13 protein-coding genes are annotated in these 13,200 nt (G+C 35.0%); all 13 read left to right on the top strand.

Annotated elements, in window-relative coordinates:
* Window positions 1–26 precede the first annotated feature (26 nt).
* The gene (era, locus tag BN4220_RS07200) at window positions 27–941 is read left to right on the top strand and encodes a GTPase Era (RefSeq protein WP_066715159.1); all 915 of its coding nucleotides are present in this window, start codon (window positions 27–29) and stop codon (window positions 939–941) included.
* 203 nt (window positions 942–1,144) lie between these two features.
* Window positions 1,145–1,318 carry a hypothetical protein gene (locus tag BN4220_RS20025; protein WP_156476406.1) on the top strand — a complete coding sequence of 58 codons (174 nt, stop codon included), beginning with the start codon at window positions 1,145–1,147 and terminating at the stop codon, window positions 1,316–1,318.
* Window positions 1,302–2,042 carry a DNA repair protein RecO gene (recO, locus tag BN4220_RS07195; protein WP_066715158.1) on the top strand — a complete coding sequence of 247 codons (741 nt, stop codon included), beginning with the start codon at window positions 1,302–1,304 and terminating at the stop codon, window positions 2,040–2,042. The genes BN4220_RS20025 and recO overlap by 17 nt, the downstream gene beginning before the upstream one ends.
* 282 nt (window positions 2,043–2,324) lie before the next feature.
* Complete coding sequence (locus BN4220_RS07190; protein WP_066715157.1) at window positions 2,325–3,713, top strand: glycine--tRNA ligase; 1,389 nt, start codon at window positions 2,325–2,327, stop codon at window positions 3,711–3,713.
* Window positions 3,714–3,933: 220 nt separating this feature from the next.
* On the top strand, window positions 3,934–4,119 hold the full coding sequence (locus tag BN4220_RS07185; protein WP_066715155.1) for an AbrB/MazE/SpoVT family DNA-binding domain-containing protein: 186 nt from the start codon (window positions 3,934–3,936) through the stop codon (window positions 4,117–4,119).
* Window positions 4,120–4,548: 429 nt separating this feature from the next.
* Window positions 4,549–7,170 carry a pyruvate, phosphate dikinase gene (gene ppdK / locus BN4220_RS07180; protein ID WP_066715154.1) on the top strand — a complete coding sequence of 874 codons (2,622 nt, stop codon included), beginning with the start codon at window positions 4,549–4,551 and terminating at the stop codon, window positions 7,168–7,170.
* A gap of 522 nt (window positions 7,171–7,692) precedes the next feature.
* Window positions 7,693–8,979 carry an AAA family ATPase gene (locus tag BN4220_RS07175; protein WP_066715153.1) on the top strand — a complete coding sequence of 429 codons (1,287 nt, stop codon included), beginning with the start codon at window positions 7,693–7,695 and terminating at the stop codon, window positions 8,977–8,979.
* Window positions 8,972–9,565 carry a hypothetical protein gene (locus BN4220_RS07170; RefSeq protein WP_066715151.1) on the top strand — a complete coding sequence of 198 codons (594 nt, stop codon included), beginning with the start codon at window positions 8,972–8,974 and terminating at the stop codon, window positions 9,563–9,565. Before BN4220_RS07175 ends, BN4220_RS07170 begins: the two co-directional genes overlap by 8 nt.
* A gap of 163 nt (window positions 9,566–9,728) precedes the next feature.
* Window positions 9,729–9,872 carry a hypothetical protein gene (locus tag BN4220_RS20020; RefSeq protein WP_156476404.1) on the top strand — a complete coding sequence of 48 codons (144 nt, stop codon included), beginning with the start codon at window positions 9,729–9,731 and terminating at the stop codon, window positions 9,870–9,872.
* Between the two features lie 117 nt (window positions 9,873–9,989).
* Window positions 9,990–10,925 carry an MBL fold metallo-hydrolase gene (locus BN4220_RS07165; protein WP_066715150.1) on the top strand — a complete coding sequence of 312 codons (936 nt, stop codon included), beginning with the start codon at window positions 9,990–9,992 and terminating at the stop codon, window positions 10,923–10,925.
* Window positions 10,900–11,433, top strand: coding sequence for a hypothetical protein (locus BN4220_RS07160; protein ID WP_066715148.1), 534 nt, complete (start codon window positions 10,900–10,902; stop codon window positions 11,431–11,433). Before BN4220_RS07165 ends, BN4220_RS07160 begins: the two co-directional genes overlap by 26 nt.
* A gap of 10 nt (window positions 11,434–11,443) precedes the next feature.
* Window positions 11,444–11,959: a hypothetical protein gene (locus BN4220_RS07155; RefSeq protein ID WP_066715146.1), complete on the top strand. Its 516-nt coding sequence runs from the start codon at window positions 11,444–11,446 to the stop codon at window positions 11,957–11,959.
* A 49-nt stretch (window positions 11,960–12,008) separates the two neighbouring features.
* Window positions 12,009–12,803: a hypothetical protein gene (locus tag BN4220_RS07150; RefSeq protein ID WP_066715143.1), complete on the top strand. Its 795-nt coding sequence runs from the start codon at window positions 12,009–12,011 to the stop codon at window positions 12,801–12,803.
* Window positions 12,804–13,200 lie beyond the last annotated feature (397 nt).

Below are 13,200 nucleotides of genomic sequence, written 5' to 3'. Positions count from 1 at the left end.
TAAAGAGGAAAGGTTAAGGTAAAAGAATGAACCAACACAAAGGCTATAAATCGGGTTTTGTTACCCTGATTGGACGACCAAATGTGGGAAAATCTACATTAATGAATCAACTAATTGGGCAAAAGATTGCAATTACTTCGAATAAACCACAAACAACTAGAAATCGTATTCAAACGGTTTATACAGGGGAACCTGGTCAAATCATATTTCTTGATACACCAGGAATTCACAAGGCGAAGAATAAGCTTGGTGAATTTATGGTTAGCGTTGCAGAAAGAACTTTAAATGAAGTTGATGTTATTTTATGGCTCGTAGAACCTTCAACATTTATTGGTGCTGGAGAACAACTTATCATTGAGAAGTTAAACCGAGTTAAAACACCAATTATATTAGTTATAAATAAAATTGATACAGTAAAGAAAGAAGAAATTCTTACTTTTATCGATGCATATAAAGAAAAATGTAATTTTGCAGAAATAGTTCCTGTTTCAGCTTTAAAAGGTGAAAATAAAGAGAATTTATTAGAAGTTATATATAAATACTTACCAGAAGGTCCAATGTATTTTGATGAAGATACAATTACGGATCAGCCGGAGAGACAAATTGTTGCTGAATTAGTAAGAGAGAAAGCACTTCGATTATTAAATGATGAAATCCCTCATGGAATTGCAGTATACATTGATCGAATGAAAGATCGTCCAGATGGCAAAATAGTTGATATTGATGCTACAATTGTTTGTGAACGTGATTCCCATAAGGGTATCATCATTGGTAAACAAGGTGCGATGCTAAAAAACATTGGAATGCAAGCAAGAAAAGAAATTGAAAACCTTCTTGATATGAAAGTTAACTTACAATTATGGGTGAAAGTTAAGAAGGATTGGAGAGATAGTGATTTCCTAATCAAGAATTATGGTTACCGAAACGATACTGACTTTTAATGGTTCTTTTTAGATATAATAATCGAAACGAATCAGGAACATTTGTCAAGGGGATTTAAAATAAATTCTTATAGGATTATATTATCAGTTTAAAAATTTATGCTTCGGGAATGCTATTGGTGTAAGTGATAAAGTTACAAAGGAAAACCGTTAGGTTCACAAACGCTAATTCGAAATTTCATTAAATCATTTAGGGGGCATAGATGATGGAAGCGCTAGAATATTGGAATATTTTTGAACAAACAGGTGATATTAGAGACTATTTAAACTATACCGCATGTACAAGCGAAGGTGAACACATGTTAGAGCAGACGAAGAGTCAATGTGCGATAACATGGGAGTGTGAAAGGGAGTCAGAACATGACAAGTTCTATTAGTGTGACTGGCATTGTACTAGCCACCATACCAGTTGGTGACTATGACAAACGGCTCACAATTTTAACAAAGGAACGTGGAAAAATAACAGCATTTGCTAAAGGCGCTAGGAAACCTAATAGCGCCTTATTAGCGTGTAGTCAACCATTTACCTATGGTGAGTTTTCGTTATATGAAGGTAGAAGTTCTTATAATGTCATATCTGTTAACGTACATAATTATTTTGGTGAGCTACGTGAAGATATTTCATATGTTTATTATGGTTTATATTTTTGTGAATTTGCTGATTATATGACAAGAGAGGGCAATGATGAAACCCAGGTAATGAAATTGCTTTACCAGTCTTTAAGAGCATTGTTAAACAAAAATATTGGTGTAAAGCTAGTTCGTTACGTATTTGAATTAAAAATAATTAGTCTTGGTGGAGAAGCACCGCAAGTTTTTGAATGCGTAAAATGTGGGGAAACAAACGAGATTAGGCGTTTTAGCGTAGAGGCTGGTGGAATGATTTGCGATCATTGCAAATATGGTGCCAATGATGCATTTTATATATCCACCTCAACTTTATATACCTTACAATACATAGTATCTTCGACTGTGGAAAAACTCTACACATTTACCGTTTCAGATGAGGTACTAAAAGAATTAAAAAAAATCATGGATGGATATCGAACTACCTATATCGATCATAAAATGAAGTCCTTGGAGTTGCTAGATATTTTGTAATTTTTACTAGAAGTTGTTAAAGGATTTATGGAATGGATTGATTTTTATTAATCACAATGACTCCTTACGCTAATTACAATCACTTTGATTAAGTTTAGGCTTGAAAATTAAAGCATTTAAGGGTACAATATTAAAATTAAAGGTAGCCTATGAAAATAATGGATTTAAAAGGTGCTATCATCCTTTTTAAGTATAAATATAAAACATAAAAAGTGTAAAATGTATTTTTACATGTTGAATGCCGATAAGGTGCTATTATTATGGAAATCTGGAGGAAATATTATGGAAAAGACAATGGAGAAAATTGTTTCATTGGCGAAAGCAAGAGGTTTTGTATATCCTGGCTCTGAGATTTATGGCGGTCTTGCAAATACTTGGGATTATGGAAATCTTGGTGTAGAACTAAAGAACAATGTGAAAAAAGCTTGGTGGTTAAAATTTATTCAACAAAACCCATATAATGTTGGTGTTGATTGTGCCATCCTTATGAACCCTCAAACATGGGTAGCATCAGGTCACCTTGGCAGCTTTTCTGATCCATTGATGGATTGTAAAGAATGTCATGAGAGATTCCGTGCAGATAAAATCATTGAAGATTATGCACATGATAATAACATTACATTAGAAGGATCTGTAGATGCTTGGTCACATGAAGAAATGGCTAAATACATTGAAGATAATAACATCGCGTGTCCATCTTGTGGAAAGCATAATTTTACAGACATTCGTCAATTTAACTTAATGTTTAAGACATTCCAAGGTGTTACTGAAGATGCAAAGAATACGGTTTATTTAAGACCTGAAACTGCACAAGGTATCTTTGTTAACTTTAAGAATGTACAAAGAACTTCAAGAAAGAAAATTCCATTTGGTATTGGTCAGATTGGTAAGTCTTTCCGTAACGAAATTACACCTGGTAATTTTACATTCCGTACAAGAGAATTTGAACAGATGGAATTAGAATTCTTCTGTGAACCAGATACAGATTTAGAATGGTTTGCTTATTGGAAACAATTCTGTATCGATTGGCTAAAGAGCCTTGGTATGAAAGAAGAAGAAATGCGTGTTAGAGATCATGAAAAAGAAGAGTTATCCTTCTATTCTAAAGCGACTACAGATATCGAATTCTTATTCCCATTTGGATGGGGTGAATTATGGGGTATCGCAGATCGTACCGATTATGATTTAACTCAACATCAAAATGTTTCAAAAGAAGATATGAGCTATTATGATGATGAAAAACAATGGAGATATGTTCCTTATGTTATTGAACCATCCTTAGGTGCGGATCGTGTAACACTTGCATACCTTTGCAGCGCTTACGATGAAGAAGAAATTGGAGAAGGAGATGTACGTACAGTACTTCATTTCCACCCAGCGTTAGCTCCTGTTAAAATTGGTGTTCTTCCATTATCTAAAAAATTATCAGAAGGTGCAGAAAAAATTTATACTGAACTTAGTAAATATTATAACTGCGAATTTGATGATAGAGGTAACATTGGTAAACGTTATCGTCGTCAAGATGAAATCGGTACACCTTTCTGTATCACTTATGATTTCGATTCTGAAGTGGATGGAGCAGTTACAGTTCGTGACCGTGACACTATGGAACAAGAAAGAATCAAGATTGAGGATTTAAAGGCTTATTTTGAAAAGAAATTTGAATTCTAATACTAGAATTTAGATAAACTTCAAAAGTAAAAATTGAATATAGTTTGATAAAACTTGGGGCTGTCGTATTAGTGGTTAAAAAATTACTGATGCGATGGCTCCTTTTTCTAGTAACATATGCCGTGTACATGATAACAAAATATATCAAGACAAGAAAAAGACAGTAATTAAAAAGCTGACATATCGGCTATACGGTGAAATACTTTGTAGGAGTGAAAGAATGGAAAGAGAAAAAGCTGTAAAAGTTCAATTTGTAAAAGCGGGTGGGAACGCATCAAAGAATAGTTATAAAGCTAGGGTATCAATTCCTACAACTTGGTTAGAAACTTTAGGAATTACCAAAGAAGATAATCAAGTTATAAGATACCTTGACGGCGATAAAATAGTTATCGAAAAAGCAAAATAATAAAAAATATTAATATTAAGGATTTAGAATATATCCATCTGTAGTACCGTTCGTTAGTCCATCCACAATAACTATGTATTTGAAATAAGTAAAATTAGTGCAAAAATTGTAGAAATAGAGAGAATAATTGCATGTTCTCAATTATTTTTTCTGTTTTATATGAAAGTACTTTCAAAAATTTTCCAATTATTTGTGCAAGCTGTTGAATGAAAGTATTTACAAAAATGGGATTTTTGATTTTGTGCACAATATACAAAAATTCGACATAAAAAAACACTAAAACTATCATTTTAATCAAAAAACTATTTCCAATATATTGAAACTATGTTATAATTGTTAACGATGACTGTATATTGCGTCTAAAAACAGTGAAGTTACTACATGTAGATGATTTGTACGGTCAAATACATATTAGGAGGATTCGCAGACATGGCAAAATGGGTATATTTATTTAAAGAAGGAAATGCCAACATGAAAAATCTACTTGGCGGTAAGGGTGCTAACTTAGCTGAAATGACTAATTTAGGCTTACCTATCCCTCAAGGATTTACAGTTACGACAGAAGCTTGTACCGATTATTACAAAAATGGCAAGATGATAACTGAAGAAATCACTTCTCAGATTTTCGATGCGTTATCTAAATTGGAAGAGATGCAAGGAAAGAAATTTGGTGATACAGAAGATCCACTTTTGGTATCTGTACGTTCCGGTTCCAGAGCATCTATGCCAGGTATGATGGATACCATTCTTAACTTAGGTCTTAATGATATTGCAGTGGAAGGTTTTGCAAAAAAGACTGGTAATCCTAGATTTGCTTATGATTCCTACCGAAGATTTATTCAAATGTTCTCAGATGTTGTAATGGAAATGAGTAAGACGTTCTTTGAAGGCATTTTAGATGAAATCAAAGAAGAAAAAGGCGCAAAAATTGATACAGATTTAACAGCTGAGGATCTAAAAGAAGTTATAGCTAAGTACAAAGCAATATATAAAGATAAGATGGGTGAAGAATTCCCGCAAGACCCTAAGGTTCAATTAATGGAAGCTGTAAAAGCAGTATTCCGTTCTTGGGATAATCCTCGTGCAATCGTATATCGTAGAATGAATGATATCCCTGGAGATTGGGGTACGGCAGTTAACGTACAAGCAATGGTATTTGGTAACATGGGTGACACATCTGGTACAGGTGTTGCATTTACCCGTAATCCATCCACTGGTGATCATGCAATCTATGGTGAATATTTAATTAATGCACAAGGTGAAGACGTTGTAGCAGGTATTCGTACACCATTGCCAATTACAAGATTAGCAGAAGATTTACCAGAATGCTATCAGCAGTTTATGGAGATCGCAAATAAATTAGAGGATCACTATAAGGACATGCAGGATATGGAGTTTACGATTCAAGAAGGTAAGTTATATTTCCTTCAAACTCGTAATGGTAAGAGAACAGCTCCTGCAGCAATTAAGATTGCATGTGATTTAGTAGATGAAGGTAAAATCACACCAAAAGAAGCAGTTCTTCGTATTGATGCAAAATCATTGGATCAATTGCTTCACCCAACCTTTGATCCAGCAGCGTTAAAGGCTGGGAAAGTATTAGGTGCAGCCCTTCCAGCATCTCCAGGTGCAGCAGCAGGTAAGGTATATTTTACTGCGGATGAAGCGAAGGAAGCTCATGATAAAGGTGAGAGAGTTATTTTAGTACGTTCAGAAACAAGCCCTGAAGATATTGAAGGAATGCATGCAGCAGAAGGTATTTTAACGGTTCGTGGTGGTATGACATCTCATGCAGCTGTTGTTGCTCGTGGTATGGGTACTGCTTGTGTATCTGGTTGTGGTGAAATTAAGATTAATGAAGAAGCTAAGGTGTTTGAACTTGGCGGAGAAAAAATCGTTGAAGGTGATTATATCTCTTTAGATGGATCAACTGGTAAGATTTATCTTGGGGATATTAAGACAGTAGAAGCTAGTGTTAGTGGATATTTTAGTAGAATGATGGAATGGTCCGATGAGTTTAGAACTCTTCAGGTTCGGACCAATGCAGATACACCGGCAGATACAGCAAATGCTGTTAAGTTAGGTGCAGAAGGTATCGGTCTTTGCCGTACAGAGCATATGTTCTTTGAGCCAGAAAGAATTCCAAAGATTCGAAAGATGATTCTTTCTAAGACTGTAGAGGGTAGAGAGGCGGCTCTTAATGAGCTACTTGCATTCCAAAAGGCAGATTTTAAGGCGATGTTTGAAGTACTTGAAGGAAAACCAATGACCGTTCGTTACTTAGATCCACCTTTACATGAATTCGTACCAACAGATCCAGAAGATATTGCTGAATTAGCAGCGGATATGAATCTAACGGTTGAAGAAGTTAAAGCTACTTGTGATGCATTACATGAGTTTAACCCTATGATGGGACATAGAGGTTGCCGTCTTGCAGTAACCTACCCTGAAATTGCTAGAATGCAGACAAGAGCAGTAATGGAAGCAGCAATTGAAGTAAAGAATGAAAAGGGTTATGACATTATACCTGAAATAATGATTCCATTAGTTGGTGAGAAAAAAGAATTAAAATTTGTTAAAGATATCGTTGTTGAAACAGCAGAAGCAGTTAAGGCAGAGAAAGGTTCTGATATTGAATACCATATTGGTACCATGATTGAAATCCCTCGTGCAGCTTTACTTGCTGATGAGATTGCGGAAGAAGCTGAATTCTTCTCCTTTGGTACAAACGATTTAACTCAGATGACATTCGGATTCTCACGTGATGATGCTGGTAAGTTCTTAGATGCTTACTATAAATCAAAGATTTATGAATCTGATCCATTTGCAAGACTTGATCAAGCTGGTGTTGGCCAATTAGTTCAAATGGCTTGTGAAAAGGGTAGACAGGTTCGTCCAAATATTAAACTTGGTATCTGTGGGGAACATGGTGGAGATCCATCTTCCATTGAATTCTGCCATAAGGCTGGTTTAACTTATGTTTCTTGCTCACCATACCGTGTGCCAATTGCTAGATTGGCAGCAGCGCAGGCTGCTATCGCACAAAAGTAGGCGAATGCTATTTATTTAGTGTAAAGCTTGATTTTGAAAAAGCAAAATAATATAGAAAAAGTTATGGTGCATACCTTCGGAAAAATCAATGGAATGACATTGAAGTTGAGGTTTGTATGCTGATATAAGATTTTTGTCCCACTATTTACAGAAATGTAGGTAGTGGGACTTTTTTGTGAGAAAGTTGATGCAAAGAGCATTTGAAGAATTACAAAAATAGGCTGGTGATGTTTCAGAAATATCATTGTATGAGATTAATGAAGAGATAAAGATGGTAAGAAGAGAACGTAAGTAACAGACAGAGTGGAAAAGTGTTAGTAGAGGCATGTTAGTAGAAGAAGGATAAAATACACTTTCTTTTTTTAATGCTTTAAATGAAGTAAAAAGCAAAAATATTTATCGTGAAAGAATATTAAATGAGATAAATGAATATAATATTTATAAAATATGCAAAAAAGTATTGCGTTTTGTGAAAAGGAGTGGTATAGTTTGAGTATGATAAAGAAGAAGGAGTGTGTCACTATGAAGATACAGGCCGTATTGATAGATGGTTTTAAAAATCTATCTGATGTAAAAATAACTTTTGATAATATTACAGCTTTGGTAGCACTTAATAATTTTGGTAAGTCCAACGTACTATCGGGCATTGATTTTGGTTTGGCTTTTATTAAAGCTCCTATCGACGATAAGATGGAGATGATGGCTAATTCTAATCTTATTCCGATTAACCAGAGTACGCAAGGTAAAAATTACAAGTTTGAGGTAGAGGTATTAACAGAGGAAGCTGGACAGGAATACCGTGTACAGTATGGATATGAGTTCGCTTGGCAGTGTGATGAGGACGAAGCTCCTGAGATTGTTCAGGAGTATTTGAAAATCAAGCTGGATGAGAAGGGACAAAAGTATACTCAGTTAATTACCAGAACATCAGAGTCAGCAATGTATAAGAGTTCAGAGACAGGTCGTTGCTCATCTAAGATAAAGGTAGAACCGACGGAACTTGTTGTGAATAAATTGCGTGCTTTTGATGAGCTTTACTATGCTAGCATTATCAGAAAATTGAATAGCATGAAGTTTTATATGGAAAATAACTTAGATGCAAAGAGCTTCTATAGACCAGACCCTATTATTCGTAAAGGGATAGGAGATATGACTATTGATGCTGAGAATTTGCCAAGAGTTATTTATCACCTTAGAGAAAATCATAAGGAAAGATATGTGCTTTTAAAGAATGTTTATACACTGCTATTCCCTGATATAGAAGATATTATTGTAAAGCAGTATTCGATAAAAGGATTGAATAATAAGAAAATGCCTGATGATGCACCATTTGTAGTGGCGAATTCGATACATGTATTATATGTGAAAGACAGGAGTCTGGTTCAGCCTATTGATTTTGCAATGATGTCTGATGGAGCAAAAAGGGTATTTATGATTTTGACTAGAATTATTGTAGCTAGTATCAGCAATATTTCGTTGATTGCGATTGAAGAGCCTGAAAATTCGGTTCATCCAAAATTGTTTCAGGCATATATGCAAATCATAAGTCAATTATTGGATGATTGTAAAGTAATAATTACTAGCCATTCACCGTATATCATTAGCTATTTAAATCCTTCATGGATTCATGTGGGGATGAATAGAAATCCAGGAGTGGCAGAATTCTTTACATTTAAGAAGTCAGGACAGAAGCAGTTACAGCAGGATGCAGAAGAGTTCAATATGAGCATGGGTGATTATCTGTTTTCACTGTTGGCTGATGCAGAGAGCAATATAAGTGATTATTTGGAGTGTGATGCTGATGAGTAAATGCCTTGTACTTTTTGTAGAGGGTGATACAGAGGTTGAATTTTACAAACAAATAGTCGCAAATGCCAGAAAACTACATCCTGCGGGGAGGTTCGATACTAACATTGAATATAGAAATGTTGGGGGTGTAGGTGGATTCAAAAGTATTGCTCTCAGGAAATTTAAAAAAGAAATTAAGCCAAAATATGAAGAAGATTGCGTGTTTACGGTTGTGTTATGCAGTGATACGGATGTATTTGATTTTTCGCCCAAACCACCAATTAAGTGGGATGAAGTAAAGAAAGAACTCATGGATTGTGGAGCTTCAAAAATCATTCATGTGCAAGCAAAAAGGTCAATTGAAGACTGGTTCTTGTATGATGTGGAAGGAATCTTAAGATTTTTGAGATTGGGTAAAAATACAAAAGCATCTGGAAAAAACGGATATGATAAGCTTCAGAGCTTGTACAAGCAAGCACATAAAGTTTATTACAAGGGGATACAAAGTAATGGTATGATAGGACGTTTGGATATCGAAAAGATTGCAAATGCAGTAAAGGACCAGTTAAATCCTTTGTATAAGGCTCTTGGCGTAAATAAAAACTAAATAATGATTGGCATGTAAGAGCGTAGCTCTTTACATAGAAAAAGCCAGAGGTTAACTCTGACTGATTCCCTTGCCAAAGAAGGTCTTTGGACTTATTTTTCTCGCAAACTAATAATACCAAAGAAAACCTTCTTCTGCAAGGAGATTTTGCAAAGGAGGTATTGTGATATGGCAGTACATCATGGCGGTAAAGTCGGTGGTGCAGCTAAGAAATTGGCCAGCAAGTCAACCAGCAAGAGTACAAAGAGTAAAGCTGGAAAGACGATGGCTAATCACAAGGCGAAGTACCATTGATTTGAGTAGCTGAGAATCACAGACCTGAGCATGTCTTAAAAGGGCTCTATTTTTGTACAAAAATATATGTGTTTCTGAAAATTGTAGTATAGATCAGGTACGATATGGTATCTGTAGAAGGGATTAATTAATGAAGTTAAAGGCATTAAGTCATTATGATGGCGACAAAGATACTCGATATGGCGATTGTATATTACTGTATGACAATGTTTCGTTGATTGTTTATGATTGCGGACATACACGTCATGCACAAGAAGTTGAAAAATTCCTTGAGGCTAATTCTCTGATTTCACAGGTGCATATTGTGGTTTCACATAACGATAGCGACCATACCAACGGAGTTATTGAATTATTAGAGTATTTGTACGATGAGCAGTATACAGTTACTGTATATTCATCATTGTATTTGAAAAGTGCAAGAAAAGTGCTGGATGTGCTCGACGATGAGAGAAGAACGTTACCAGCAACTAAGAAGCATATTCTTGAGAAGTTCGATAATATAAAAGAAATCGTAGAAAAGGCTCAGGAGTATGGTTTTACAGTGAAGGATGCAGCTGTAAATACAAAGGTAGCAACAGGTACTATTGCAGGACCAACCGAAGATGAATTTGTAGAGGTTGTGGCACAGGCAATAGAAGATGACAGCGTTACTAAAATCGAAGGTGAAACAGTGATGAATGCCGCTAGTGTCCAATTAAAATGTGAATTGGATGGTACACAGACGATATTGTTGTGTGGAGATGCATCGCCTTCATATTTGCATAATTTGGATAGCTATGAAATTATTCAGTTACCACACCACGGAAAGCTGGATGATGCTCAGAGAATTTTTGAAGAACTCAAAGATTCCTATAGTAAAACTTATCTGGTATCTGATAATACAGGTTCTGGAGCAACGAGCGGTGGTTCTGATAATTTAGTACAATATATGCAGGAAGAATATTATACGCCAGCATTAAATACTAAAAAGGGTGTGGTAGACATTCCTAAAAAAGGATTTTCAAATATATCAGTTAGTAAGCCACAAGGAGTGAAGCTGGGTGAGATGGATTATAAGTACTGGTAAGGATATTTATGTTGATAATAGTCAATTACAAGCACGCCTTAACTATATTCGGCAAGTGACGAGTGCGGAAGTGACAGAATGGAAGATTCTACAGATAAAGGGTATTAGCAAGCAATTTTTATACTGTATTTCTGACGACGGACTGAATGGCACCTTTATTACGGCACATATAGGTGAAGTACGGCTTATATGTTCTTTGTATGAGGTTGCAAGCGGTGATTTTGTTATTGCTAATAGCTGTATATGGGAGAAGTCACTTGATAAACAGATACTGCGAGATATGATGAAGGTAAATAAAAGTGTAGAATTATGGTTTGCCAAGCAAGAAGTGTCAGTAGAAGGTGGGGGTATGCTACGTCAGTGTACAACATTAAATAATCTAGGACAGTTTGGTTTTCATACATCTTTGTCAGAACGACAATTGTTTACAAAAAGACGTAATGGATTTATGGCCGCTGTACGTGAAGGGTATGTGAAGGTGTCACCAGTTAGCTTATTAGGAGATTGAGGAGGCATTTATGAATAATGTTATTGAAAAGTTGGGTTCGTATCAAATAATGACGAATTTGTTGCCAGGAGCATTCTTTGGGATGGCTTTAAGATTTCTCTTTGAATTATCATTGCCAACAGAAAATATCGGCGAGGAGATATTGGTATTTTACTTTATGGGATTTGTTATTAATCGAATAGGTTCCCTGATTATTAACCCGATACTTGAGAAGATGAAATTTATTCAGGAAGCACCGTATCCTGATTATTTAAAAGCGGTAAAGGTAGATGCAAAACTTGATATATTGTCAGAGACGAATAATTATTTTCGCTCAACACTAACGTGTTTCGTGCTTTTGCCGATAGTGGGCTTAATGCATAGTTTGATTACAAATGTGAGCTGGGTAGAGAAATGTTGGAGTGGCTGTGCGATAATGTTTTTTATTGTGCTATTTCTGTTCTCTTATAGAAAGCAAACGGATATCGTGAGAAGACGTACTGAAGCAATAAATAATCAACAGAAAGTAGTGAAAAAAGATAAATAATCTCTAGAATATGGATTATTTGTAACTGACTTAAGATGGGAGGATTTATATGTCTGATAGACCGAAGAGTTTTGAAGAGTTTTATTACTTGCAGGAAGATAAGATATGTGATATTGACGTTGTTGAGGAATATGTAACCAAGAACAATGGAGATATTGGAAAGTATGAAGGAAATATGTATTGTCCAGAGTGCAGAGAAGCAATTCTAGCGTTTTGGAGAAAAACTTCTAAAAAGAGAGCTCATCTTAAAAGAATACCATCATCTAAGCATAGGGAAACATGTTCATATAATTATGAGTATGCTTCGTATAAAAGAGTGAAGGAGTATGTTGATTCTTTGACTTACAATGAAATTCAAGATAAGTTAAATAGTATACTTAATATGCTTTGTAAGCAACATAGGTCTAATATCGAAAAAACTGTGGATGGCAGTGGGGATAATACAAAGAAACAAAGTCCTATGCTGATTGTAGAAAGAAAAGAAAATACGGATGTTTTAAGAGCATTGAGACGTAAGAGGCTTAATGCTTGGATAGACAAATCTGATGGAGAGGACTTTTCAGTGTTTTATGGAAAAGTAAAACTTGGTATTCGTGAGAAGACTAAGGTGAATGAGGCTACAGGTGAGCCGTATACATTTTATTTCTTGGAAATTTTTACGAAAAATAAGCAAGGTGAATGGAAATATAGAACCAATATTTATAGAGGCGGTATAAAAGATGAAATCAAAGAAGACGTCGTCTATAATATAGTAATTATTGGACATTTAGATTTTAAATACAAGCCATTTACTATAGAACTGGCGAATCGTGATGCAATCAAATTTCAGGAAATTGATGAATAATCAGAGAAGAAGGTTGAAATATACCTTTTTTTCGCTAGCATATATGTATGGAAGATGAGTTGGTGTTAGCGAAAAACAAGTCTACGTTGAGTAGAGCAAGAAAATTTAGTTGACAATAAAACCACGGGTGATAGAATATGAATGTAGAATTACTTAGTCAGTAGTGACAGTTTTACAGACGGTATTATCGTGTTTCTCTATTTTATGGGTATCTAATGTAGATGTTTTCAATGGAAAATTTAGATTTACTATTACAGGAGGTATTTTAATTAAATTAGTAGAAATTATAAATGACATTATTATTGGTGCAGGTAGTTATAGGATTAGTCACCTATAGTGGAATAGATAATATTGAAAGTAACTGCATAAAATATACTGGATAACCTGTAGGGGGGAA

The organism is Clostridium sp. Marseille-P299, assembly GCF_900078195.1.
Classification (GTDB): domain Bacteria; phylum Bacillota; class Clostridia; order Lachnospirales; family Lachnospiraceae; genus Lachnoclostridium.
The sequence above is the reverse complement of the archived record's forward strand: the minus strand, read 5'-3'. Positions and strand labels throughout refer to the sequence as shown.